Annotated in this window: 22 protein-coding genes; 17 read left to right on the top strand and 5 right to left on the bottom strand. The window is 47.0% G+C overall.

Annotated features, from left to right (window positions below; genetic code table 11):
- Positions 1–113 precede the first annotated feature (113 nt).
- From iolA to CP943_RS21755, 15 genes are all read left to right on the top strand, one after another.
- Positions 114–1,577, top strand: a complete 1,464-nt coding sequence (gene iolA / locus CP943_RS21825) for a methylmalonate-semialdehyde dehydrogenase (RefSeq protein ID WP_020453547.1) — start codon at positions 114–116, stop codon at positions 1,575–1,577.
- Between the two features lie 74 nt (positions 1,578–1,651).
- The gene (iolB, locus tag CP943_RS21820; protein ID WP_020453546.1) at positions 1,652–2,467 is read left to right on the top strand and encodes a 5-deoxy-glucuronate isomerase; all 816 of its coding nucleotides are present in this window, start codon (positions 1,652–1,654) and stop codon (positions 2,465–2,467) included.
- Positions 2,468–2,494: 27 nt separating this feature from the next.
- Entirely contained in the window at positions 2,495–3,472 is a 978-nt protein-coding gene (gene iolC / locus CP943_RS21815; protein ID WP_025810535.1) for a 5-dehydro-2-deoxygluconokinase, read from the top strand.
- A gap of 31 nt (positions 3,473–3,503) precedes the next feature.
- Positions 3,504–5,417: a 3D-(3,5/4)-trihydroxycyclohexane-1,2-dione acylhydrolase (decyclizing) gene (gene iolD, locus CP943_RS21810; protein ID WP_105981328.1), complete on the top strand. Its 1,914-nt coding sequence runs from the start codon at positions 3,504–3,506 to the stop codon at positions 5,415–5,417.
- A gap of 13 nt (positions 5,418–5,430) precedes the next feature.
- Positions 5,431–6,333, top strand: a complete 903-nt coding sequence (gene iolE, locus CP943_RS21805) for a myo-inosose-2 dehydratase (RefSeq protein ID WP_105981327.1) — start codon at positions 5,431–5,433, stop codon at positions 6,331–6,333.
- Between the two features lie 12 nt (positions 6,334–6,345).
- A complete protein-coding gene (locus CP943_RS21800) occupies positions 6,346–7,650 on the top strand; it encodes an MFS transporter (RefSeq protein WP_020453542.1) in 1,305 nt (434 codons plus the stop codon).
- A gap of 23 nt (positions 7,651–7,673) precedes the next feature.
- Positions 7,674–8,708 (top strand): bifunctional inositol 2-dehydrogenase/D-chiro-inositol 1-dehydrogenase, encoded by a 1,035-nt coding sequence (locus CP943_RS21795; RefSeq protein WP_105981326.1) that lies wholly within the window; start codon positions 7,674–7,676, stop codon positions 8,706–8,708.
- 23 nt (positions 8,709–8,731) lie between these two features.
- Positions 8,732–9,598 carry a sugar phosphate isomerase/epimerase family protein gene (locus tag CP943_RS21790; RefSeq protein WP_023856874.1) on the top strand — a complete coding sequence of 289 codons (867 nt, stop codon included), beginning with the start codon at positions 8,732–8,734 and terminating at the stop codon, positions 9,596–9,598.
- Positions 9,599–9,664: 66 nt separating this feature from the next.
- Positions 9,665–10,501, top strand: a complete 837-nt coding sequence (gene iolI / locus CP943_RS21785; RefSeq protein ID WP_025810538.1) for a 2-keto-myo-inositol isomerase — start codon at positions 9,665–9,667, stop codon at positions 10,499–10,501.
- Positions 10,502–10,522: 21 nt separating this feature from the next.
- Positions 10,523–11,401 carry a class II fructose-1,6-bisphosphate aldolase gene (gene fba, locus CP943_RS21780; protein ID WP_095323587.1) on the top strand — a complete coding sequence of 293 codons (879 nt, stop codon included), beginning with the start codon at positions 10,523–10,525 and terminating at the stop codon, positions 11,399–11,401.
- A 206-nt stretch (positions 11,402–11,607) separates the two neighbouring features.
- Positions 11,608–12,546 carry a DMT family transporter gene (locus CP943_RS21775; protein WP_020453537.1) on the top strand — a complete coding sequence of 313 codons (939 nt, stop codon included), beginning with the start codon at positions 11,608–11,610 and terminating at the stop codon, positions 12,544–12,546.
- Positions 12,503–13,780, top strand: coding sequence for an ATP-grasp domain-containing protein (locus tag CP943_RS21770; protein ID WP_105981325.1), 1,278 nt, complete (start codon positions 12,503–12,505; stop codon positions 13,778–13,780). The genes CP943_RS21775 and CP943_RS21770 overlap by 44 nt, the downstream gene beginning before the upstream one ends.
- Position 13,781: 1 nt before the next feature.
- The gene (locus tag CP943_RS21765) at positions 13,782–14,348 is read left to right on the top strand and encodes a prephenate dehydratase domain-containing protein (protein ID WP_020453535.1); all 567 of its coding nucleotides are present in this window, start codon (positions 13,782–13,784) and stop codon (positions 14,346–14,348) included.
- Positions 14,345–15,583, top strand: a complete 1,239-nt coding sequence (locus CP943_RS21760; protein ID WP_105981324.1) for a DUF6421 family protein — start codon at positions 14,345–14,347, stop codon at positions 15,581–15,583. The genes CP943_RS21765 and CP943_RS21760 overlap by 4 nt, the downstream gene beginning before the upstream one ends.
- Positions 15,580–16,869 carry a valine--pyruvate transaminase gene (locus CP943_RS21755; RefSeq protein ID WP_025810541.1) on the top strand — a complete coding sequence of 430 codons (1,290 nt, stop codon included), beginning with the start codon at positions 15,580–15,582 and terminating at the stop codon, positions 16,867–16,869. Before CP943_RS21760 ends, CP943_RS21755 begins: the two co-directional genes overlap by 4 nt.
- A 30-nt stretch (positions 16,870–16,899) precedes the next feature.
- Here the strand turns inward: CP943_RS21755 and CP943_RS21750 are convergent, their stop codons facing one another.
- Genes CP943_RS21750 through CP943_RS21730 form a run of 5 tightly spaced genes read right to left on the bottom strand, consistent with a single transcriptional unit; the run spans position 16,900 to position 23,888 of the window.
- Positions 16,900–19,026, bottom strand: coding sequence for a cellulose biosynthesis cyclic di-GMP-binding regulatory protein BcsB (locus CP943_RS21750; protein WP_026580370.1), 2,127 nt, complete (start codon positions 19,024–19,026; stop codon positions 16,900–16,902).
- A gap of 5 nt (positions 19,027–19,031) precedes the next feature.
- The gene (locus CP943_RS21745) at positions 19,032–20,294 is read right to left on the bottom strand and encodes a glycosyltransferase family 2 protein (protein WP_020453531.1); all 1,263 of its coding nucleotides are present in this window, start codon (positions 20,292–20,294) and stop codon (positions 19,032–19,034) included.
- Entirely contained in the window at positions 20,287–22,017 is a 1,731-nt protein-coding gene (locus CP943_RS21740; protein WP_025810543.1) for a DUF2334 domain-containing protein, read from the bottom strand. The genes CP943_RS21745 and CP943_RS21740 overlap by 8 nt, the downstream gene beginning before the upstream one ends.
- Positions 22,007–22,846: a diguanylate cyclase domain-containing protein gene (locus tag CP943_RS21735; protein ID WP_026580368.1), complete on the bottom strand. Its 840-nt coding sequence runs from the start codon at positions 22,844–22,846 to the stop codon at positions 22,007–22,009. Before CP943_RS21735 ends, CP943_RS21740 begins: the two co-directional genes overlap by 11 nt.
- Positions 22,827–23,888: a lipoprotein YdaJ gene (locus CP943_RS21730; RefSeq protein ID WP_206761232.1), complete on the bottom strand. Its 1,062-nt coding sequence runs from the start codon at positions 23,886–23,888 to the stop codon at positions 22,827–22,829. The genes CP943_RS21735 and CP943_RS21730 overlap by 20 nt, the downstream gene beginning before the upstream one ends.
- Positions 23,889–24,401: 513 nt before the next feature.
- On the opposite strand from CP943_RS21730, the gene CP943_RS21725 reads away from it, so the two are divergent.
- Positions 24,402–25,340, top strand: coding sequence for a DNA-binding transcriptional repressor DeoR (locus CP943_RS21725; protein WP_020453527.1), 939 nt, complete (start codon positions 24,402–24,404; stop codon positions 25,338–25,340).
- Between the two features lie 125 nt (positions 25,341–25,465).
- On the top strand, positions 25,466–26,137 hold the full coding sequence (gene deoC / locus CP943_RS21720; protein WP_026580366.1) for a deoxyribose-phosphate aldolase: 672 nt from the start codon (positions 25,466–25,468) through the stop codon (positions 26,135–26,137).
- Positions 26,138–26,170: the final 33 nt, after the last annotated feature.

The following is a 26,170-nucleotide window of genomic DNA, read 5'->3' as shown; positions in this document are numbered from 1 at the left end:
GTTTTTTGCGAAAATCCGTTATGCACTGAAGAGCCGTTCGGCATTCATACATAATGGCTGGAACCTGCCCCATCTGTACCAGGAGATGTTTAATATTCAAGGAGGTTATAAGAATGGCAGAAATCAGAAAGTTAAGAAACTATATTAATGGAGAATGGGTTGAAAGCAAAACCGACAAATACGAAGATGTAGTCAATCCTGCGACGAAAGAAGTGCTTTGCCAGGTGCCGATTTCGACGCGCGAGGATATCGAATACGCAGCGCAAACAGCGGCTGAAGCGTTTAAGACATGGTCAAAAGTGGCCGTTCCGCGCCGGGCAAGAATTCTATTTAACTTTCAGCAGCTTTTGACTCAGCATAAAGAGGAGCTCGCCCACCTCATCACGATTGAAAACGGAAAAAACACGAAAGAAGCGTTGGGCGAAGTTGGACGCGGCATCGAGAATGTCGAGTTTGCAGCTGGAGCGCCATCCCTGATGATGGGAGATTCACTTGCTTCAATTGCAACCGATGTTGAAGCGGCGAACTACCGTTACCCGATCGGAGTCGTCGGCGGAATTGCCCCATTTAACTTCCCGATGATGGTACCGTGCTGGATGTTCCCGATGGCCATTGCGTTAGGAAACACATTTATTCTGAAACCTTCCGAGCGGACGCCGCTCCTGACGGAAAAGCTTGTTGAACTGTTTGAAAAAGCCGGACTTCCTAAAGGGGTCTTCAATGTCGTATACGGTGCTCATGATGTAGTAAACGGCATTCTCGAACACCCGGAAATTAAAGCGATTTCATTCGTCGGTTCAAAACCGGTCGGAGAATATGTCTATAAAAAAGGAAGCGAAAACCTGAAACGCGTTCAATCGCTGACAGGCGCTAAAAACCACACCATCGTTCTGAACGATGCCAATCTTGAAGACACGGTAACAAATATTATCGGCGCTGCTTTCGGATCTGCCGGCGAACGCTGTATGGCATGTGCAGTAGTGACGGTTGAAGAAGGGATCGCAGATGAATTCATGGAGAAATTGGTTCAGAAAGCATCTGAAGTCAAAATCGGAAACGGACTAGACGACGGTGTATTCCTCGGACCTGTTATTCGCGAAGACAACAAGAAACGCACACTCGGCTATATACAAAAAGGAGTTGAAGAGGGTGCGAGACTTGTCTGCGACGGACGTGAAAATGTGACAGATGAAGGCTATTTCGTCGGCCCGACAATCTTTGACAATGTCACAACTGATATGACGATCTGGAAAGACGAGATTTTTGCTCCCGTATTGTCAGTCATCCGTGTGAAGAACTTGAAAGAAGCGGTTGACATCGCCAACCAATCCGAATTTGCAAACGGCGCATGTTTGTTCACATCGAATTCGAATGCGATCCGCTATTTCCGTGAAAACATTGATGCGGGAATGCTCGGCATCAACTTGGGCGTACCGGCTCCGATGGCATTCTTCCCGTTCTCAGGATGGAAGTCTTCGTTCTTTGGCACATTGCATGCGAACGGAAAAGACAGCGTCGATTTCTATACGCGCAAAAAGGTCGTCACTGCAAGATATCCGGCGCCTGACTTCAATTAATTGTGAAAAAACCGAGCGGCGCGGTTCCCGCGCTGTTCGGATCATGTTTCAAGTTTGAAAAGGAGGCTTTATCCATGAGTCATTTGTTGCGCAAGCCGCAGGCGAATGAGCTGTCACAAGGCGTGAAGCTTGTACACGAAGTGAAAAAATCGAATTCGGATCTCAGTTATGTCGAGTTTAAAGTCCTTGATCTCGCACCGGGATCCAGCTATGAAGAATCGCTGAGCAAACAAGAATGCTGCATCGTCGCGCTTACCGGAAAGATTACCGTAACCGATCATGAACAGACATTTGAAAATATCGGCACGAGAGAAAGCGTTTTCGAAAGAAAGCCGACCGACAGCGTGTATGTGTCAAATGACCGCAAGTTCGGCATTACCGCGGTTACAGAGGCAAGAGTTGCCCTGTGCTATTCCCCTTCTGAAAATCAGCTGCCGACGAAACTGATCAAAGCTGAAGACAACGGTATTGAAAACCGCGGGAAATTCAGCAATAAACGAACCGTTCATAACATACTTCCGGATTCAGATCCTTCAGCGAACAGCCTTTTAGTCGTCGAAGTCTACACTGAAAGCGGAAACTGGTCCAGCTATCCGCCGCACAAGCATGATCAAGACAACCTGCCTGAAGAGTCCTTTTTAGAAGAAACATACTACCATGAACTTGACCCACAGCAAGGCTTTGTATTTCAGCGCGTCTACACAGATGACCGTTCTATCGACGAGACGATGACTGTTGAAAATGGAAACGTTGTCATCGTGCCGGCCGGATACCATCCTGTCGGGGTGCCTGACGGATACACATCCTATTATTTAAACGTGATGGCAGGGCCGACGCGGAAATGGAAGTTTCATAACGACCCTGACCATGAATGGATTTTGGAACGCTAACAATAAGGCAAGGAGAGGCTGTTGAAGATGAGGTATACGTTTAATGAAGAGAAAGAATTTGACATTGTAGCGATCGGCCGCGCATGTATCGATTTAAACGCAGTCGAATACAACAGGCCGATGGAGCAGACGATGACATTTTCAAAATATGTCGGCGGCTCCCCGGCTAATATTGCAATCGGCAGTTCCAAATTAGGATTGAAGACCGGCTTTATCGGGAAGATTCCGGATGACCAGCACGGCAGATTCATCGAAACCTATATGAGAAATACGGGTGTCGATACGTCACAAATGGCGGTTGATAAAGACGGACATAAAGCGGGGCTTGCTTTCACAGAAATTTTAAGCCCTGAAGAATGCAGCATTTTAATGTACAGGGATGATGTTGCAGATCTTTACCTTGCCCCTTCTGAAGTGAACGAAGACTATATTGCAAAATCGAAGATGCTTCTTGTGTCAGGTACGGCACTGGCTAAAAGCCCTTCCCGCGAAGCGGTGCTGAAAGCCGTGCAGCTGGCGAAAAAGCATCAAGTGAAAGTGGTCTTTGAGCTTGACTATCGTCCATATACGTGGACATCTGCGGAGGAAACGTCCGTTTACTATACGCTTGTTGCCGAACAATCAGACATTGTCATCGGAACGCGTGATGAGTTTGATGTAATGGAAAATAAGAGCGGCGGCAGCAATGAAGAATCTGTTCAGCATTTGTTTGCACATTCCGCAGATCTTGTCGTTATCAAGCACGGTGTCGAAGGTTCATATGCATACAGCAAATCCGGAGACATCTTCCGGGCGAAAGCATACAAAACGAAGGTCTTAAAAACGTTTGGAGCGGGGGATTCATACGCTTCCGCTTTCCTCTACGGACTCGTTTCAGGCAAAGATATTGAAACTGCGCTGAAATACGGAAGCGCTTCCGCATCCATTGTTGTTTCCAAGCACAGCTCATCTGAAGCGATGCCGACAGTCGCCGAGATTGAAGAGCTTATCGCGGCTCAGTCTTAAATGAAGAATATGAATAAAGGTGGGATCGTTTGTGGGCAAGAAAATACGTTTAACCACAGCACAAGCGTTAATTAAATTCTTAAATCAGCAGTACATCCATGTAGATGGTGAAGAAACACCGTTTGTCGAGGGGATCTTTACGATTTTCGGCCATGGGAACGTCGTTGGCATCGGCCAGGCGCTTGAACAGGATGCGGGTCATTTAAAGGTGTTTCAAGGCAAGAATGAGCAGGGAATGGCACATGCGGCAATGGCTTACAGCAAGCAGATGCTGAGGAGGAAGATCTATGCTGTATCAACATCAGTCGGACCGGGAGCAGCTAACCTTGTGGCCGCCGCAGGTACGGCGCTTGCGAACAATATTCCGGTTCTCTTGATTCCGGCTGATACATTTGCAACGAGACAGCCTGATCCTGTTCTTCAGCAAGTAGAACAGGAATACAGTGCGGCGATTACGACGAACGATGCTTTGAAGCCTGTTTCGAGGTATTGGGACCGGATTACGCGCCCTGAACAGTTGATGAGCAGTCTGATTCGCGCTTTTGAAGTGATGACAGATCCTGCAAAAGCGGGTCCTGCAACGGTTTGCATTTCTCAAGATGTTGAAGGCGAAGCCTATGATTTCGATGAAAGCTTTTTTGAGAAACGCGTTCACTATATTGATCGCAAAGAGCCGAGCGAGCGTGAACTGAAGGGAGCGGCAGAGCTGATCAAGTCGAGCAAAAAACCGCTCATCTTGGTCGGCGGCGGAGCGAAATATTCCGGAGCGCGCGACGAACTGATCGCCATGTCTGAAGCGTACAATATTCCGCTGGTGGAAACCCAGGCCGGAAAATCTACAGTGGAAGCTGATTTTGCCAACAACTTGGGTGGAATGGGCATCACAGGTACGCTGGCGGCAAACAAAGCGGCTCGCGAGGCTGACTTGATCATTGGAATCGGCACGCGCTATACCGATTTCGCGACATCATCAAAAACCGCTTTTGACTTTGACAACTCAAAGTTTTTAAACATCAATGTCAACAGAATGCAGGCATATAAACTGGATGCTTTCCAAGTCGTTGCCGATGCAAAAGTAACGCTCGGCAAGCTGCACGGTTTATTGGAAGGCTATAAGAGCGAATTCGGTTCGATCATCAAGGAACTGAAAGCCGAGTGGCTTGCTGAGCGTGACCGTTTGAGCAAGGTAACATTTAAGCGTGAAAACTTCACACCTGAAATTAAAGATCATTTTTCTCAAGAAATACTCAACGAATACGCGGATGTGCTGCAAACCGAGCTCCCGCAAACAACGGCATTGCTCGCCATCAATGAAACAGTTGATCCGGACAGCGTCGTCATTTGTTCAGCAGGATCTTTGCCTGGGGATCTCCAACGGCTGTGGCATTCAAACGTACCGAATACGTACCACTTGGAATACGGCTATTCCTGCATGGGATATGAAGTATCGGGAACACTCGGCTTGAAATTGGCTCATCCTGATAGAGAGGTTTATTCACTGGTCGGAGACGGAAGCTTCCTGATGCTCCACTCAGAGCTCATTACAGCAATTCAATATAATAAAAAAATCAACGTGCTGCTCTTTGACAACTCAGGATTCGGCTGTATCAACAACCTGCAAATGGACCATGGAAGCGGCAGCTACTTCTGCGAATTCAGAACAGCAGACAATCAGATTCTCAATGTCGACTACGCGAAAGTGGCCGAAGGGTATGGAGCAAAAACCTACAAAGCGAACACGATTGAAGAATTAAAAGCGGCGCTTGAAGATGCCAAAAAACAAGATGTCTCAACATTGATCGAAATGAAGGTGTTGCCGAAGACGATGACGGACGGCTATGACAGCTGGTGGCACGTAGGTGTTGCAGAGGTTTCCGAACAGGAAAGCGTGCAAAAGGCGTATGAAGCAAAAGAAAAAATGCTGAAATCTGCAAAGCAGTATTAAAGGAGGCACCAGGATGGGCAAGACACAAATTCTATGGGGCATCGCCCCCATAGGGTGGCGGAACGATGATATTCCGGAAATCGGCGCGGGAAACACACTTCAGCATTTGTTGAGCGACATTGTTGTTGCAGGCTTTCAAGGCACAGAAGTGGGCGGCTTTTTTCCGGAACCGGCCATTCTCAATAAAGAGCTCGAGCTGCGAAATCTAAGGATTGCCGGCAAGTGGTTCAGCAGCTATATCATTCGGGACGGCATTGAAGAAGTAGCCAAGGAATTTGCGGCTCACTGCCAGTACTTGAAAGACGTTCATGCCGATGTTGCGGTCGTATCAGAACAGACGTACAGCGTGCAGGGCTTGGATAAAAACGTGTTTAAAGAAAAGCCTTATTTCACCGATGAAGAATGGCAGCGGCTATTTGAAGGGTTAAATCACCTCGGGGAAATCGCCGTCCGGTACGGCCTGAAGCTTGTCTATCATCATCACCTCGGCACAGGCGTGCAGACAGAGGAAGAGGTTGACCGGCTCATGGCGGGAACTGACCCGGCACTCGTGCACCTTCTGTATGATACTGGGCATGCCTACATTTCAGATGGAAATTATATGAACATACTAGAGAAGCATATGGACCGTATTGGGCACGTTCATTTTAAAGACGCGCGCCTCAAGATCATAGAAAAATGCAAGCAGGAAGGAAAATCGTTCCAACAGGCGTTTTTGCAAGGGATGTTCACTGTTCCAGGCGATGGCTGCATCGATTTTAGAGAAGTCTATCAAACGCTATTAAAGCACGGCTATTCCGGCTGGATCGTTGTGGAAGCCGAGCAGGATCCCGATGTTGCCAACCCGCTTGAATACGCATTGATCGCCAGAAAGTACATCGATCGTCACTTGTTGAATGTCCCAGCAACCAATTAGGGGGGCTCTAAATTGAGCAATGGAAGTGCAGCAGTCTCACCATTCAATAAACGAACCGTCGCAGCAGCTTTGGCAAATTACATTGATGCAGGCTCCATTGTCGCAGGATCGGCAGGATTATCTTTATGGGTCAGTTACCTGAAGCTTTCTGATACACAGATCGGACTGCTCGGCGCGTTTAGCGCCAACGCCATCTCAGCGGCAATCGGAGCGCTGCTCGGAGGCTTTTTGGCCGACAAGATTGGCCGAAAGGCTGTCTATACGAACAGTATGCTGGTTTATGCACTGGGGATTTGTTTAGTATTGTTCGGCACCAGCTTTCCCTTTTTGTTAAGCGGTTACATTATTATCGGTTTATCGGTAGGAGCTGATATTACGGCTTCCTGGACGATCATCGCGGAGAACGCACCTAAGAAAAACAGGGCGCGTCATTGCGGGGTTGCACAGGTCGCATGGGCGGCGGGAGCGGTTGTGGTCCTGCTGCTGTCGGTCCTGCTCGGTGATATAGGCTTATTGGGCAATAAAATCGTGTTTGGGCATTTGCTCGTTATCGCACTGATCACATATGTTCTGCGGAAAAGGCTGCCGGAATCCGATGCCTGGCAGGGTCAATCCGAATCGGCTCAAGCCGTCAGGAAGCCGAAGGCGTCTTATCTCGATTTGCTTCAGCCTAAGTATTTGAAAAGCATTTTATTTTTAATGGGCGTGTACTTGGTTTGGAATCTGGCTGCAGGTGTCATGGGGTTTTTTATGCCTTACATTTATCAGCAGGTCGGCGATGTGTCAGCGACCATGGCAAACATTTTGCAGATGGGGCTGTTTATTTTCACCGGGCTTGGCGTCGCTTTTATCTTCATGCCGTTTGCAGACAAATACAGGAAGACAGTGTTTGGGATCTCCGCATTTGCAGCGGTGATCGGCTGGTCATTGTTTCTGCTTCCGGCAGAGGGCATGCCGATCCTCATCCTCTTTATCGTGATGATCGGCCTAAACAATGGGGCCGGGCAACAGGCCAATTATCAATTATGGGCGAGTGAAATTTTCCCGACGGAATATCGCGCATCTGCACAAGGATTGATGTTCTTCCTCGTTCGTATTTCAATCGGGGCTTGGAGCCTTTTCGTTCCAATGATCATCTCGAATTTTGGAATTGCATTTATGGCGGCCATTCTCCTTGGATGTGTAACGGCCAGCATGCTCATCGGGCTCTTTTTTGCACCGAATACATCCGGTAAGTCGCTTGAACAAATTCAGGAAGAGCTGTATGGGACTCCTCCGGCTCAAGCTGGGCAAGTGCAAACAAGAAAAATTATGTAATTATTTTGAAGGAGTGGCTATCAATGAAATTACGCATTGGTGTTATTGGTACAGGAGCAATCGGAAAAGAACACATCAACCGCATCACGAATAAATTAGCCGGCGGCAAAATTGTCGCGGTCACCGATGTAAACCAGGAGGCAGCTCAGCAAGTTGTAACAGACTACAGCCTGAATGCAAAGGTCTATCCGGATGACGACAGTCTCATCGCAGCCGAAAATGTAGACGCAGTCTTAGTCACAAGCTGGGGACCGGCACATGAATCAAGCGTTTTGAAAGCGATTAAAGCGAACAAATTCGTATTTTGCGAAAAGCCTCTGGCGACGACTGCGGAAGGATGCATGCGGATCGTCAATGAAGAAATCAAAGCGGGCAAACGTCTCGTTCAAGTCGGCTTTATGCGCCGTTATGACAGCGGTTACGTACAGCTGAAAGAAGCGATCGACAACCGGGTCATCGGCGAGCCTCTCATGATCCACTGTGCGCACCGCAACCCGGTTGTAGGCGACAACTATACGACAGATATGGCTGTTGTCGATACGCTTGTCCATGAAATAGACGCCCTGCACTGGCTGATCAATGACGATTACGAATCCGTTCAGGTCATTTATCCGAAAAAATCGAAAAACGCGCTCCCTCATTTGCGTGATCCGCAAATCGTCATCATCGAAACGAAAGGCGGAGTCGTGATCAATGCGGAAATCTATGTCAACTGCAAATACGGCTACGATATCCAGTGTGAAATCGTCGGAGAAGACGGAATCGTGAAGCTTCCTGAACCATCAAGCATCTCTCTCAGAAAAGACGGCAAATTCTCGACGGATATTCTCATGGATTGGCAGCGCCGCTTTGTAGACGCTTATGATGTAGAAATCCAAGATTTCATTGACTCGATCCAACAGAAAGGCGAGGTCAGCGGGCCGACTGCATGGGACGGCTATATCGCCGCCGTGACGACGGATGCCTGCGTAAAAGCTCAGGAATCCGGACAGAAAGAACCTGTGGCGCTTCAAGAGAAACCGAAATTCTATCAAACGTTTACAACTGTTCAAAAATAAAAACTTTCCGAGGAGTGAAAAGTATGAAATTAGCATTGGATCCATCGATGTATCGCGATGATTTAACTTTGGAGGAAACGGTCTATAAAACGGCGGAGCTTGGCTACGAATATATCGAACTATCGCCGCGCGAAGATTTTTGTCCATTCTATAAATATCCGAAAGTCGATTCAGCTAAAATCAAACAATTAAAGCGGCTTTTAAAAGATACCGGTGTTAAGCTTTCATCGCTCCTTCCGCTTTACCACTGGGCCGGTCCTGATGAAGATCGCCGTCAGGCAGCGGTGCGCAATTGGAAAAGGGCGATCGAAATTGCGGTTGAGCTTGAAGTCGATTTGATGAACAGCGAATTCAGCGGTTCAAAATACGATCCTTTAACAAGTGAAGAAAAATTTATCAAATCCATGGATGAGCTTCTGCCAGTCTTTGAAAAAGAAGGCATTAAACTCAATCTTCAAGCCCATCCATACGATTTTATCGAAACACACAAAGGTGCGATGGATATGATCCGAGCGCTTGACAAGGACTGGATCAATCTTGTCTACTCGACTGCGCACACATTCTTCTATGACGACGGAAAAGGCGACATCGAGACAATGTTTGACGAAGCCGGCGACCGCCTCACGCATGTTTTATTTGCAGATACTTATAATCATAAAGCGGCTCATGGCCTTCGCTACATCGTCAATCCGCCTGACGCGAAAGTAACGGTTCACCAGCATTTGGACATTGGCCAAGGCGAGGTTGATTTTGATACGATTTTCAGAAAGCTGAGAGAGATGAAGTTCGACGGAATAGCGACGAATGCCGTGTTTGCCTGGGTTGACGAAAGAGCGGATGAATCAAGCAGATTCATGCTTGAAAAGCTGAAACAGGAATTACTAGGATAAGCCCCTGAGTTCGGCGCCCCGCCGAACTCTCTCTTCACAAGGATATTTAGATAAGGAGAATCTAATATGAAGCTATGCTTTAATGAAGCAACGACATTAGAAAATTCAAACCTAGCAAAAGACCTCGAATACTGTGAGAAGCACGGATACGATTATATCGAAATCCGGACGATGGATAAGCTGCCCGAATATTTAAAAGACCATTCTCTCTCAGAGTTAGCCGAGTATTTTCAAACGCATCATATTAAGCCGCTGGCCTTGAATGCCCTTGTCTTTTTCAACAACCGCGATGAAAAAGGGTACCGTGAAATCATCGAAGAATTTAAAGGCATGATGGAAACATGCAAAACGCTTGGTGTGAAATATGTGGTCGCGGTACCGCTTGTCACCGAACAAAAAATCTTAAAAGAAGATATTAAAGCGAGCTCCGTCGAAGTGCTGACAGAGCTGTCAGACATCGCGGAGCCGTACGGTGTAAAGATCGCTGTCGAGTTTGTCGGTCATCCGGAGTGCACAGTCAATACGTTCAGCCAGGCCTATGATATCGTCATGACCGTGAACCGCGATAATGTCGGCCTTGTTCTTGACAGCTTCCACTTCCATGCAATGGGTTCGGACATTGAGGATTTGAAAAAGGCGGACGGCAAGAAGATTTTCATTTATCATATCGATGATACGGAAGACTTCCCAATCGGCTTTTTAAGAGATGAAGACCGCGTTTGGCCGGGACAGGGGGCCATCGACTTGGATGCCCACTTATCAACTTTGAAAGACATCGGTTTTTCGGATGTCGTGTCAGTTGAATTGTTCAGACCTGAATACTATAAGCTGAGCGCGGAAGAAACGATTCGAACGGCCAAAGAAACAACAGTTGAAGTTGTTTCAAAATACTTCAAGATTTAATACGGGATAGGAGGGGTGAACGTGGCTTTCGTTTCCATGAAAGAACTTCTTCAAGAAGCAAAGGAACATCATTATGCAATCGGTCAATTTAATATTAACGGCCTTCAATGGACAAAAGCGATTCTACAGGCGGCGGAAGAGGAACGCTCACCTGTCATCGTAGCCGCCTCAGACCGGCTCATCGATTATTTGGGCGGATTTAAGACGGTTTCCGCAATGGTTGCGGCTTTGATTGAGGAAATGTCGATCTCCGTTCCCGTCGTCCTTCACCTTGACCATGGCAAAAATCCGGAGCGCTGCAAGCAAGCGATTGACGCCGGTTTTAGCTCAGTCATGATCGACGGCTCGCATTCACCAATCGATGAAAACATCGCCATGACAAAAGAGGTCGTGTCATACGCCGGAATTCGCAATGTTTCGGTTGAAGCAGAGGTTGGCACCGTAGGGGGCATGGAAGACGGGCTCATCGGCGGGGTGCAGTATGCCGACATCGGTGAATGCGAACGCATTGTCAAAGAAACCGGTATCGATGCTTTAGCAGCCGCGCTCGGCTCTGTTCATGGAAAATATCAAGGCGAGCCTAATTTAGGATTTAAGGAAATGGAAGAAATCTCACGGGTGACGGACATTCCGCTTGTTCTTCATGGAGCTTCGGGCATCCCGGCTGATCAAATCGCTAAAACGATCCGTCTGGGCCATGCGAAAATCAACATTAATACCGAATGCATGGTCGCCTGGACCGAGAAAACGCGCAGCATGTTTAAAGACAATCCCGATTTATATGAACCCCGCGCCTATATGACGCCAGGGATCAGCGCAGTCAAAGAAACGGTCAAACATAAAATGAGAGAATTCGGGTCATCCGGAAAAGCGGTATGCACCCAAAAGATAGAAATATAATCTAGACCCGTATCGCCTCACTCACTTATCGAAGTGAGTGTTTTTTTGTGCGCAGTATTTGTAAAGATATTCTAAAGGTTCAAAAGAATGATTGACTGTAATTGATATAATAGTTATAATTTCCCTCATAATCCATTTTGATCAGAAAAGATTCTATTTTCTGAAAATAAATGACAGCAAGACAATAACAAAATCAGGTGAATGCTATGCGGACAAACGTTTTAAAATATCGGGTTCATATTTTATTTATCGTATTATGTTTGATCGGCGGGACGACATGGGCTTTTCAAAAAGCCGGGTTGAGTGACAGCCTTCCATTTTGGTCCGCGGGCATGCGGTTTATGATCGCAAGCATTTTGATCGCGGCGTTTCTTTTGATACGAAGGCAGTTTGTGCTGTCAAAGGAACTGCTGGTGCTGTCGTTTTTGAACGGCATCATGTATTTTTCCGTTCCATTTGGATCTGTTTATTGGGCCTCTCTTTATTTGCCGAGCGGGTTGGTGTCTATATTAGCGGCTAGCATTTCAGTCTTTGCCCTGATGATCAACCGCCTTGTCAAAGGGACACCGGCGACGAAATTGCAGAAATGGGGCATTTGCCTTGCGTTGCTTGGCATTACAATCGTGTTTGGCAATCAGCTGTTGATCAAAGTCGATGTTATTGAAATCGTCGCCATGATTGTGATTTTGTGTGCGATGTTTGGCTCGGCTTTTATTCAAATCAAAGTACAACAGAGAATTCGTTCGCTTCCGATCTTAAGCTTTAACTCCCTTTCGATGCTGAGCGGCGGAGCGGTATTGCTCATCAGCAGCCTCATCTTTGAAAGCGGGACAAGAACGTTTTCCGGCGTGAGCCTTTATGCGCTGCTTTATTTAGCGGTTGTCGGCTCGATATTGGGTTTTTGGATCAACATTTATCTGCTTAAAAAATGGCACATCTCAAAAGCGACTTCCCACTTGTTTATCTCCCCCGTCATTGCGCTTTATATCGGATTTCTGTTTCTGGATGAAAAACTGAATGCGAATATTTATTTAGGAACGCTGTTTGTCATATTCGGTGTGATGTTCATCAACTTAAAAAAAGAAGAGAGGATCGCGAAAATTGACGATACGAAACAAAAACTTGGCCATCATTTGTCAAAATAAGCACTTGCCATTTATTTTTGAAGAAGCTGAGCATTTAGGATTGAAGGTCACGTTCTTTTACAATTCAGCCGAAGATTTCCCGGGCAATCTTCCGGCTGTGGAACGCTGTGTGCCGCTGCCGTTATTTGAAGATGAAGAAGCGGCGCTGGAAATCGTCAAACAGACATTTGTCGAATTTCCGTTTGACGGCGTTGTGACACTGTTTGAGCCGGCATTGCCTTTCACGGCAAAAGCCGCTGAAGCTTTGAATCTGCCGGGGCTTTCTTTCACAACAATGGAAAACTGCCGCAATAAAAATAAAACCCGCAGCATCCTTCAGCAAAACGGCCTGAATACGCCGGTTTTCCACGAGTTCCATACGCTCGCTGATCTCGAAGACAGGAAACTGACTTATCCATTAGTTGTTAAGCCGGTCAACGGCTTTTCAAGCCAGGGCGTCGTCCGTGTTGATGATTGGAAGGAGCTTGAGGAGGCCGTCAGGAAAGTCGAGGCCGTTAACGAGACGGACCTTAATCGATTCGTACACGGCAAAACGGGCATCATAGCCGAGCAATTTATCGATGGGCCGGAATTTGTGATTGAAACGCTGTCGATTCAAGGAAACGTACATGTTCTTTCGATTGGATACAAAGGGAACAGCAAAGGTCCGTTTTTTGAAGAAGGCGTCTATATTGCTCCGGCTCAATTGAAAGAAGAGACGCGCCTTGCGATTGTTAAGGAAGTGACAGGAGCCGTTTCAGCGCTGGGCATTCATCAGGGGCCGGCTCATACGGAGCTGAGGCTGGACAAGGACGGAACACCTTATGTTATCGAGGTGGGCGCCAGAATCGGCGGTTCAGGGGTTTCGCATTACATCGTCAAAGAGAGCACGGGCATCAATTTTATGCAGCTTGTCTTGCAAAACGCAATAAAGCCGCTGGAGAGCAGCGAGTTTAAAGAAGAGATCCGGCCTGTAAGGACAGCCGGCAATTATATCATTCCTGTACAGGGCTCCGGCACTTTTGAAAAAATCGACGGACTGGAAGAAGTCAAACAGAGGCCGGAGGTAAAGCGGGTGTTTCAATTTATTAGAAAAGGCGCGAAAATTCTGCCGTACCCGCATTTTTCCGGTTATCCCGGATTTATATTCACAAGCCATCATTCATATGAAGAATGCGCAGCTTTCTACCGGGAACTGGATGATGAGCTTCATATCATATATCAAAATAATTTGACGGGTACAATAGGAGGTTAAGATGATCTCGACTAAAGTGCAGGAAGAACAAGCCGTGATGATTGTCCATACGCTCGGTCCCAAAGGCACGAACTGCGAAAAAGCCGGCCTGCTTTGGCTCAAAAACAAAGGGGTCCGCGGGGAAGTCAGGCTTTATGAAACGTTGGAAGAAGCGCTCCCTCATGTTAAATCGACAGAAAATTCAGTTCTTTTAGGCTGTGCCGTTTACCCGTTTTTGCATCAAATTGTATTCGAGAATCTCGCTGACTTAAAGATCATAGACAGTTTTGTGATGCCGACATACAACATGGTTTTTGCCGCAAAACAGCACACGATGGCATCTGACATTCAAACCGTCGCTTCACACCCTGCTCCCGCCCATCTGGCGAAGCTGTTCAGCAGTCAAGTCCAATTTGTCACCAGCAATGCACAAGCGGCCCTGGCCTGCGCTTCAAACGCGGCTGACGGCTGTATCACGACGATTAAAGCAGCTGATGAACACCGTTTGAAAGTCATTCAAGATTTTGGAGAAGTGCCGATGTGTTTTACGATCCACGGGCTTAAATCAATCGAAGGAGGAAGCCGATGACGACATTGACAGGGGACATTGTAAACTTGGTCAACGAGCAGATTGTACCGAACATTCATGAATTACAGACGTACCAAAATGATAAAGGACAGATTACAGAGCGTCACGAAAGGGCGGAACAGCTTCTGCTGCAATTGATAGAAGACGCTGGAACCATTTATGAAGCGGTTCACCTAACGGCTGCAAAAGAGGCGTTTAAACAGGACGTCTTGGATTGGATCGGACGCGGATTAGAGGAGACGCCGTATTTTGACCGGTTATTGACGGCTTACCGGGCTCCGAATGATCAGGAGACGACCTTTTTTGCGGCGCCGATCGTGACGCCTAATGGGCCACATGCGAAAGGCTGTTATTTTGAAGCCTTTTTGGCCGTTCGTGAAGAACCTGCCATGATGAGGCCGATAGAAGAAGAGCTGCCCCATCCTGAAAACGGCTGCCAATCCCTCAAGCTTCTCGCCGGAACAAAGGGGTTCACGGAAGAAAAATGTATCGTATTCTTCCCGGAAAATGTGAAAACAAAAGAGAACATTACATCACAGACATTCGCGATTTTCTATTTTAATAAGTTTTATCACATTTACCATGAGGATACGCTGAAAAGAGCGAGGGCCATTTTTGAACATGCGCCTTTCAAGTCGGCTCAGCTTTCCCCCGACCGCACATATGAAGCAAGGGTGCTGTGGGGCTACCTTCATGACTATTTTCATCATTGCGGAAAAAAACCTTTTCATCTGCATATTCAGGCGAAAATGAATTTTTTCGCAGGCATTTTAGAAGAAGTCAAGGTCGATTGCCAAGCGATCCTCACTTTGTGGGAGCGGCAATATGACGGCTGGGAGGAAATAATCGAATTTGTTTTGTATGAACGGCTGCTGCGCTATCCAAGCCAGCATAATGCAACGCGGAATTTTGATTCCGGGACAGGCTATTTTCTGTTCAGCTGGATCATTGAAAACGGCCGTTCCATTCAAAGAGGAGAAGAGAAACCCGTGTCGCTTGATCTTTCCCGATGCATGGACGATTTAAAAAAGCTTGTGGCTGAAATCGAACAGCTGGAAGAGATCGAGGATGACTCTGCATACAAAGAGGCGGCGGAACGCTATGTCAGACAATACCTGCCTCCCGGGCGTGAAGGCGAGCGGTTCAGCGTTCCGGAACAATATTTCATTGACGAGATCAATAAGAAAATCGAAACCGCCCGTCTTCGGTTTAAGCGGGAGAGACTGGAAGCGTGAAGCCGGCATTAAGCAAAATCGGAGAGAAAATGAATGAGAAGACAGGGGTCAGGGCTGTGATGAACGATATTCAGGAAGTCCTAGCCGGCGGAGATCGGTCATACATTAATTTAAGTGCGGGCAATCCAATGATATTGCCCGGCGTGTCAGCCATGTGGAAGTCGGCTCTTGCCAATCTGCTCGACGATGACAGGTTTTCTTCGGTAATCGGCCAATACGGATCGAGCTATGGAACCGATGAACTGATTGAAAGTGTTGTCCGCTTCTTTTCAGAGCGGTATCGCGCCGACATTCGAAAAGAGAATGTGCTGATTACAGCCGGAAGCCAGCAGCTGTTTTTTCTGGCGATTAATTCGTTTTGCGGAATGGGAAGCGGGTCTGTGATGAAAAAAGCCTTGATTCCGATGCTTCCCGACTATTCAGGATACAGCGGAGCGGCGTTGGAGCGGGAGATGATTGAGGGGATACCTCCTCTCATTTCGGTATTGGATGATCATACGTTTCGATATGAGCTCGACCGTGAGGCGTTTTTAGAGAGGATGAGGACCGATCCGTGCATCGGCGCTGTCTTGCTTTCACGGCCGAACAATCCTTGCGGAAACATCCTGCCTGGCGAACATGTAGCATTCATTTCTGACGCCTGCCGAGAAGCGAATGTTCCGCTGTTCATTGATTCCGCATATGCTCCGCCTTTTCCGGCGATTCATTTTATCGACATGGAACCGATTTTCAACGATCAGATTATCCACTGTATGAGCCTTTCAAAAGCAGGCCTGCCTGGTGAAAGGATCGGAATCGCCATCGGGCCGTCCCGGTATATTCAGGCAATGGAAGCATTCCAGTCTAATGCGGCGATCCATTCTTCGAGGCTGGGGCAGTATATGGCGGCATCTGTTTTGAATGACGGGCGCCTCGCCGACGTGTCGCTAAATGAAGTCAGGCCGTATTACCGCAATAAATTCAAGCTGCTTAAGGATACGCTTTTAGGCAAGATGCCTGAAGACATCAAATGGTATTTGCATCAAGGGGAAGGGGCGCTTTTCGGATGGCTGTGGTTTGAAGACCTGCCGGTGACTGATGCGGCGCTGTATGAGTATATGAAAGCCGACGGAGTCATCATCGTTCCCGGCTCATCTTTCTTTCACCACCAATCCCGCCCCATGGCGCATTCGCACCAGTGTATACGAATCAGCCTAACCGCGGCGGATGAAGATATCATAAGGGGAATCGATATTTTAGCTAAAATTGTGAAGGATGTATATGAGAAGCAGGTTGAATACTTATAAAAAAACAGGGGCTAGAAGCAAGCCCCTGTTTTATTCGTCAATCTTTCCGCCGCCATTGGCCTTTCTTTTTCTCCGCCTGGCGGTTGTCAAAATCAGAATAACCGCTGCCGCTATGATCACGATCAGGATGGCAATGTACATCACATGCTGCTGATTGCTTTCCTGTTTATCATCCGTCTTGGTTTCAGCTGATTTTGCTGTCAGCTGCTGATGGTTTGTAAACAGCTGATGGCTGTCCGTTTCATTAACGACGGTTGCTGCGAAGTCATTGCTGTTTAAAAAGTTGATCATTTCTTTTGTGACAGCTGTGCCTTGCCCTTTAAACGGCGCGAAAACAGCCATCGAGTAATTTGAATCCCAAAGCGATGTTTGAGTAAACGCGATTTGTTTCGTCGTTTCATTCAGCATTTGAAAAGATGACACATCAAATGCCCCGTTTTTCGCCGTCGGAACAGCCAATTCGGATGTTTTTTCCTTCAGCAGAGAGAATTGATCGACACTTCCGATGAAGATGATGTTTCTTCCTTTCATGTCATCCGGTTTGACTTCAGCGGATGTTTTCACTGTGAATGCCTGCCTGGCTTCGCTGCCGAAGGAGCCGACCACAAGTGAAAGTTCATGAAGCTTTGACTGATCCGCCTTGTCGGGCAGGATCATCAGCGTTTTGTTGTCCTGATCTCCCGCGTAGGGAAGCGGCCACTCTTGAAAATCGGCTGAAGCTGACGTGTCGCTGACATGGTAAGACAATGCACTCTGTTTATCGATGAAAATCCACTTGTCACCGTTCCCCGCATAGCAGGGGTTGTTCTCTTTCAACCCTGAAGTGGCAAATTGAATATCGATGTAACGGTTTTTTTGCAAAAGTTTCGGATCGACTTTTAAAGAAACATGGTAAAAGCCGTTTTTGTCTTCTTTTCCTAAATCGTCAAGTCCGACGGAATGAGGCTGACCATTGATCATGACCTTCAGCTCCGCTTGTTCCGCAGCTAACTCGCTTTGACCGGCCTGCTTTTGAATCGTCTCCGATTTTTTCATCGTAAGCGAAAGCTTTGCAGGTTGATTCTTGTCTAATGGCGCCGGTGCGGGATAATAAAAATGCTCGGAAGATGTCTGTCCGGACCCGATTGTCAAATCCCCCGTCCCGAAATCCTCGAGTGTCAGCTTGCCGCCGTCCCGTTTATTATGCTGCTGAAGTTTGCCGATTGCCAGCGTGTCGCCGCTGAGCTGGGCGGCATACGTTTTGTCGGTAATGACGCTGATCTTTTCAGAAAGAACATCATCAGATGATGCAGCTGCAAACAATACAGGCTGTTGCTTATCCTTTGCTTTGAGCATCCGTTCCGCAAGCAAAAGCTTGTCTTCTTTTGCTTCGAGCTTTGCTTGTTTTAACAGCTTTTTCACTTTGCCGCTCCAGTGATGCTGGACGCCGATCACAATCGTCGGCCTGTCGATTTTCGCCAGGTCAGATTCACCAAAGATCTTCGTGCTGATGCTATTGTCAACCGTTTTAAGGTAGGCTTCTGTTTTAACTGCAGCTTCGATTTCAGCCGAACTTGGATGGTCCGGAATGACGATTGCCGTTTTTTCCACGGAGCTGCCGGACTGAGCGAACGGATAAGGATAATGTTCGAGCGCCATTCCTTTAGATTCGTTCTTTTCTCCGATATTCAGACGGCTGTCCGGGTAAATTTTGATCCAGTTCCCGGAAGAGTCCTGTCTGACGCAGACGCCTTCATGAACCACACCGTAGAACTTCAGTGATAGGCTGTGAAACCCTGGAGACGACTGGCTTTTGTTTAGTGCGAGTTTCAGCGTTTTCTTCCCGGCATTCCCTGCAAGCTTAACCGTTTTGACCGGTTCGCCATCAATCTCGGCTGTTAAAGAAGACGGTGAAATTAAAAGGTCTGAGGCCTCGTATTCAAGTGTGAGCTGCTGATGGGCAGAGGAGGCGCCCGCTGGAATTTGATACGTCAGCTCGGCGTTGTCTTTTGCCCCGTACAAGGTTAAGAGATCGTTTGTAAGAACTTGCTGTTCGGCTTGTTCCCGGCTGTTTTTCCCGAGGATCGAGCCGTCTACTGTAACGTCTTTGGCAGCTGCAGCTTGTCCCGTCGCCGTGATCAGCATAAGGCTTGCCAGACATATGATGATATATTTCAAAAAAGTCACCCGCTTTTCTTTTGATTGTATCGTTCTGTTTTGTACCATTTAACCTCTTGCTTGAACAGGCGGTGCTTGATTTCGACGAATAAAGAATAAATCACGAGCGCAATCCAAGCCTGCGAGTATGTAAAGTACATCAGAAAAACGATGAAAAAGTTCTGCCTGTTCATTTCTGTTTTTTCGATGCTCAGTGTAATCATGACCTCCGTCATAAATAGAAAGAAAGCCAAAACCCATAAGATGATAGACAAAAAACCGAATGAAAGATGCAGATTATAAAATAAATTGATCACAAAAAGCGCATTTGACATGATGACACCAAAGAAAAACAAAAAATACGTAAAAAAGAAATAAAACAAATCAAAAATAATCCGTTTCCTCTTCAGCTTGAAAAATTGAGCCAAAAATTTCAGGACGACATACTGGTTGCCGCGCGCCCATCTTGTCCGTTGACGCCACCAGACTTTCCACGTTTCCGGCTCCTGCTCCCAAGTGACGGCCGCCGGGAAGAAGCGGATGTGGTAGCCGAGGTTGTAGACCCGGATCGTAAGCTCGGTATCCTCCGCGAGCGCCTGATCGTCCCAGCCGCCCAGCTGTTCGATAATGCTTCTCCTGATGGCGAAATTGGTGCCGGGGATCGTGGCGATTTTGAACCATTTCCATCTCCCGCCCTGTGCCATCCATTGGAAACAAATCGTTTCGATGTTGATAAATTTTGTGAGCAATGTTTTCGCCGCATTGATGACGCGGAATTTTCCCACCACTGCTCCGGCTTTCTGATCATTCATGAGCCCGAGGACAAGGTAATAAACAGCCATTTTTTCGGGCGTGTTGTCGGCGTCATACACACAAATGACATCTCCGCTTGATTCGGCAAAACCGCAATTGAGCGCCGTCGATTTTCCCTTTCCGGCATGCGGAGGTTTGGTCACGACCATTTTAATAAAGTCGTATTGTCTGGAAAACTCACCTACAATGTCGCCCGTCCGGTCAGATGAATTGTCGTTGATGACGATAATCTCCAGCCGGTCCTTCGGATAATAGAGATTCACCATCGCCTTCAGCGTCTGCCGAATCACGACCTCTTCGTTATGCGCAGGAATCAGAACGCTGACCTTCGGAAGATCCTTCACGTTCTCTTTCCACTTCGGCATGTTCCGTTCGAAGGTCATATAGTGGCGGAATCCGCCCTGCATCAGAAACATGTGATACAGAAGCATGACCCATATTAAGCTTAAAGAGACTAGGAACAGAACATTACCCACGGTTTTTTCTCTCCTTAAAGATTCGTTTTTTTAATGTGGCTCTCAAGTAAAGGGTATAGCTCACAAACATGACAACAAACAAGAGCACAATAAGAGAGAGAATCCAAAGCGCCTTTTCCAGCGGGCTTTGCTGGTGATGATCGAAAAACGTCTCAATGGCGCTGACTTTGCTTTTAACTTGAATCGTTCCATCTCCGCTTGTGTGAATTTCCACTTTATCTGTTTTAACGGTTTGCTTTGTCTTTTTAATATCGAGCCATTCGCTGTTCGGAATGCGTTCCATTTGATCAACCAGCTCAGGGAGATATTTCATTCCAAGATAAGGATGATAAAATGCGCCGGCTACTCCGCCTTCAAAATCGATCATTTGAGAGATGCGTTCCTCGACTTTGCCGAGCGGATTTTGATCCGATTGATCAACATAGCCGATGGTCTCAGGATAGAGCGTCATCCCATGGAGTATTGCCGGTTTGGTAACAAAAGGCCCGGCGCCTGACGTTTTCCATGTTGTATCGCTAAGCTGAACCTGGCCTAACAAGCTTGTAAAATACTGTGAGGCGATCTGATAGCCGTGCTCTGACATCGTATAGTGCGGCGCTTCAAACGCGAGCGGATACAGTCCTTCTGCGGTGAGATCTTCAATAGCGTTCGTCAGCTTCTGCCGCGTGTACGTTTCCTCATTTTTTCTGAACGGCTTCAAATAGTTTTGATATGCTTCTTCATTCGGAAAGTTCTGTTCCTTTTGCAAAAGGGTCGCGGGCTCTTTCGCATTTTGCGATGTGATCGGCTGATCGGCTTTAGCATCCCAAAACTCGAATCCTTCACCGGTTTCGCTGTAGCGGTATGTATGGGTATACCCGTGAACAATTACACTGCCGCCCATATCCTGCAGCTTTCTCAGCACGTTGACAAGCTTCGGCTTTTCAGACATATAGACTTTGTCGCCCGTTTCAGGATTGACATATACCGGAATCACAGAAAGGATAAAAGGAATATTTCGTTTATGCAGATAAGCCCCGGCTTGGAGCAGCAGTTTTTCATCCGACATTGGGCTGATATCCTCAAGCCGCAAATATAACAGCGTGCTGTCCGGGGTTTCACCAAATGCCTGTCTGAGCAGCTTAGCGGCGAGGAGGTTGTTGTTGAGCAAATCGGTTAAACCGATGTACACGTTACTTTTGCCGGTTTTCCATGCGAATGGGCGAGCTTTTCCGTCGTCAGCTTTGTATGTGTACAACGCTTTTCCCTTCAAGCCTGATACCTCAAGGACACGAATTCCGCTTTCTAAAGAGGTATCGTGTTCCTCATTTGTGCTGCGAATCTGATACACATTGTCTTCGCTTTTCAGCGAAAGATCTGCAAATTGGCTGAACTGCCCGGCGTTAAAGCCGATCGCTGTCACAGGTTTTTGGAAGGAGCTGATCAGCTGCGCGAGCTTTTTGTTCAGCTTTCTTTTCGTTTGTCCGTAATAGATGACGCGGTCTTTTCCTGCCAGATCCGCAGCTTTGACATCCGCATCATTTACAACGGTCACATGAGATGTAAAATGGCCGGCGATAAGGTCGAGCATTTTCACATCGGCTGATTTTTTGCCGTCCAATGTTGAATAGATGATGAGAATGCCGCGCTCCTGCTGCTTTGCCCCGGCGGTGTCCGGAACATGAAAAACCGCAGCCAGGATAAGGACAGCCGCGCATAGAAGTAATATCCGCTTACAGTTCATTCATCATCATCTCGTTTTCTAGTTCTTCTAAAAATTGCTCAGCAGTCTTTAAATCGTTTTGATATGATAAGTGGCACACGTGGAAGGTCAAGGTGACATACTTGCCGTTTTTCAGCTGGTATGTGTCCAGCTGTTTCTTCAGTTTTTCAAGGACGGCAGGCATATGCTCAGCAGGCGTGTGTGTCAGCAGGATGCCAAACCGCTCTTCGGCAGGCCGGAATCTTTTATCCGTTTCCCGGACACATGATCTGATTTGACTGCTGACAAATTGAAAGAGACGGTCGGTTTCTTTTTCTCCGTACAGGGATTTGAACTCTTTGAAATAATGCATTTGCAGCAGTAAAAAAACAAATGAGTTGCCATACCGCTCTGCCCGCTTGATTTCTTCCGAGAGCTCCAGCTTCATCCTCTGTTTATTATCAAAGCCTGTCACCCTGTCAATTGCAACGAAGCTATTGATCTCGTCTTGAAGGTGTTTGACAGAGCGGTGAAGTCCGATCGCGATGTCATGGATTCTCCCTGACATGAAGGAGAACAGCAAAAGCGCTATTCCCCAGATGACGAGGGTTTGCAATTCCGTTTCAGACGAAGCGTCTGTGTGAAGAAACATCATCAAAGTTCCGAGAACAAACAGGACGATGATCGTCCCAGCCAGTGCGTAAATCGATCCGAGCCATATTCCCGCTGCGATGATGGCAAGTGTGATGCAAATGATGAGAATGGATTCGGACTGCGGGGCTGAGACATAATGGATGAACAACGCAAGAGCTGCTGCTATTCCCGTCATATAAGCGAACATTTTTTGCGAATCATTGAATGATATTTTCATTTAAAAGCTTCCTTTCGGCTAATAGAGGCAGCAGGTTATCAAAAGAATGCGTATCATTTCCGCTCATATATCCCCCATAATACGTCTCAGACGAATCAAGAATTTCAAAATCATTCATTCGATCATACAGCGCTTTGATGACGTCTTGATCTTCGTTTTGGTTGATGAAAAATAATATCGCCAAAGCGTAGACGGATGGAGATTCGTATTGAACCGCCGGCTTTTTTGTATCGATCGAGTACCGGCCATACAGTTTGCCGCCGGTTTGAAACGTCTGTTTGAGCCAATCCGCTAATACAGCGGCTTTTTGATCCTTCGGCGGTAAATGCCAAGCTGTGTAAAGCTGATCAATGAGATTGACTTCATGGTCATAGGTGTATGCTTTCGTTTCTGTACTGTACACTTTCGGGAGAAAACCGTTTTTCAAAGGGGCGCGGTAAAGAATGTTGGCGTTCCGCCTTTCGGTATCCTTATCAATCACTCCGTTTTTTTTCAAGACGGATAGCGCATCTGGCATGATATAGGAAAGCGTGATATCCTTTGATGCGGATTGAGAGGCGGAGTCGTAAAAGTCCGTCAATATCCCGTTGTTCATGTTGTGCGTTTTTAATGCGGAACCGATGTTCAGAGCGGTTTGTTTATACTCGCTGTTTCCCCATAGAGCTGCCGCTTGATCGAGGCTCACCATGATTCTGAGATCATCGATCAAGGCGTTTACCCCGCTTGCCTGGCCGTTTTGGATTTGCCATGAGACCAGGTTGTTTTTCATCAGGAAGGATTCGGTCAGGTGCTGATATTGCTCATGAAAATGCTCGCCGTCTTTTTTACTGATCAAAAATTCCATCCACAAGCCAAGCGATTCCGACAAGTAAACAGGCTGGTCAGAAAAGCTGGTTTTAATCAGTCCCTGATCGCTCATTAAATGATGGTAAACGAAGTGTTCGGCAGGCTGCAGCGCTTCATCATTTTTGTCATCATCTGACTGATCTTCAGCTTTGATACAACCGACGGCCAGACTGGCCGATAAAAAGCACAGGATCATACCAATCCATATATACCTCACGGGTGCTTTCACGATAGATCACCCCGAATGTTTTTTTTGAGAATAATTTTGACTTACTTATTATAAATGAAAAAATGGAGATTGCTAGATTTTTTTGATCTTTTTGGACTATCCAAAAAGAGGACGTAAGTCCAATAATAAAATGTTTTTCCATCAATAGAAGGATTTTCGTATTGATTTTCATAAAAAAATACCAAAGGAAATAAACGGAGGACGTGAATGGATAGCCTGTGTGAGACCAGAGCAACCAGAAAAAATCTTGGTGAGGTATTGATTCAGCTATGAGATGAAACCGTGTTTTACCGGCGGACAAGCGCAGCTGAAGAACTGACAGCAGAAAAAGATGTATATATAAAGGATAAAGATATGATATGAACACATGTAGTGGCGCATGGGCCGGCATACTGGCCGTCTTTTTGCAATTCAGCTGGATGAGAAGGAGCATGAACCTATATAATATGGGTTAAAGCGTTACTAAAGGGGAGGAACGTGATGGACAAGGAAAAACAGCAATTGAGCATTGAAGCTGCGAGGCTCTATTATCAGTCTGACTACAGCCAGCAGCAAATCGCCGAACAGCTGCAGATTTCAAGACCGACGGTATCAAGGCTGCTGCAGTTCGCCAAGGAAAAGGGGTATGTCCAAATCCGCGTCATGGATCCGTTTGAAGATATGGATGCGCTCGGTGCGATGCTTGAGGAAAAATACGGGCTCATGGAAGCACATGTTGTTTTTTCGCCGACCGCGGATTATACGACCATCACGCATTATCTCAGCCGCTTCGGAGCCGAATACATGCACGGCGCAGTCAAGGACGGCGACATTGTCGGCGTCAGCTGGGGAACGACAATGTACCAAATCGCCCAAAATATGCAGCCCAAACAGGTGAAGGGCGCAGAGGTCGTACAACTGAAAGGCGGAATCAGCCACTCAAGTGTCAACACCTATTCGTCTGAAACGATTCAGCTGTTTGCCGAAGCCTTTCAAACGATGCCGAGGTATTTGCCGCTTCCGGTCGTGTTTGACAATCCGGAAGTTAAACAGATGGTAGAGCGGGACAGGCACATTAAGCGGATCATAGAAATGGGCAAACAGGCGAACATTGCGTTATTTACAGTCGGCACGGTCCGTGATGAAGCCCTGCTGTTCAGGCTGGGGTATTTTCATGAAGAGGAAAAAGCCCTTCTGAAAGAACGTGGAGTCGGCGATATTTGTTCGCGCTTTTTTGATGCGGAGGGAAACATTTGCAGCCATGCTATCGACTCGCGGACGATCGGCATTGAATTGGCTGACTTGAGGGAAAAAGAACGGTCGATTCTCGTAGCGGGCGGCAGCCGGAAAAAAGCCGCTATTCATGGTGCACTAAAAGGCAAATATGCCAATGTGCTGATTATTGATCAGCATACGGCGAAAGAACTGCTAGATGATTAAAGTGTCCAGGAAGAACAGCCTGGATTTTACTTTATTTTCTATTGAACAAAATTTCATATGGTAATTTACATTTGTTCAAAAATCGGTTATGCTGAAACTATCTTATACAAAGGAAGTGCTAGTATATGACGATTGCAAATCTCATTGATCATACAGCATTGAAACCGCATACACAAAAATCCGAGATTGAAAAATTAATAGAAGAAGCGAAAACACACCAATTCGCTTCAGTTTGCGTCAACCCGACATGGGTTGAATTCGCCGCCAAAGAGCTGAAAGGAACGGAAATCGATGTTTGCACAGTCATCGGTTTTCCGCTGGGCGCCAACACGACAGAAACAAAAGCGTTTGAAACGAAAGACGCGATCGCAAAAGGCGCGACAGAGGTGGACATGGTCATCAACATCGCCGCTTTAAAAGACGGAGACGATGACTTTGTCGAGGCGGACATCCGCGAAGTCGTTGAAGCCGCAAAAGGTAAAGCGCTTGTTAAAGTCATCATTGAAACGTGTCTGTTGACAGACGAGGAAAAAGAGCGGGCTTGCCGCTTGGCTGTTGCTGCCGGTGCCGACTTTGTCAAAACTTCAACCGGGTTCTCAACCGGCGGAGCGACAGCGGAAGATATTGCCCTCATGCGGAAAACAGTCGGACCCGACATCGGTGTCAAAGCATCCGGAGGCATTCGAACAAAAGAGGACGTTGAAAGCATGATCTCAGCCGGAGCGACCCGGATCGGTGCAAGCGCAGGCGTTTCCATCGTCAGCGGAGCAGAAGGGAAAAATGAAGATAACTACTAAGATCCAGTGCGGCGGGAAGCGAAAGCTTCCTGC

It is taken from the genome of Bacillus paralicheniformis, assembly GCF_002993925.1.
Lineage (GTDB): Bacteria > Bacillota > Bacilli > Bacillales > Bacillaceae > Bacillus > Bacillus paralicheniformis.
The sequence above is the reverse complement of the archived record's forward strand: the minus strand, read 5'-3'. Positions and strand labels throughout refer to the sequence as shown.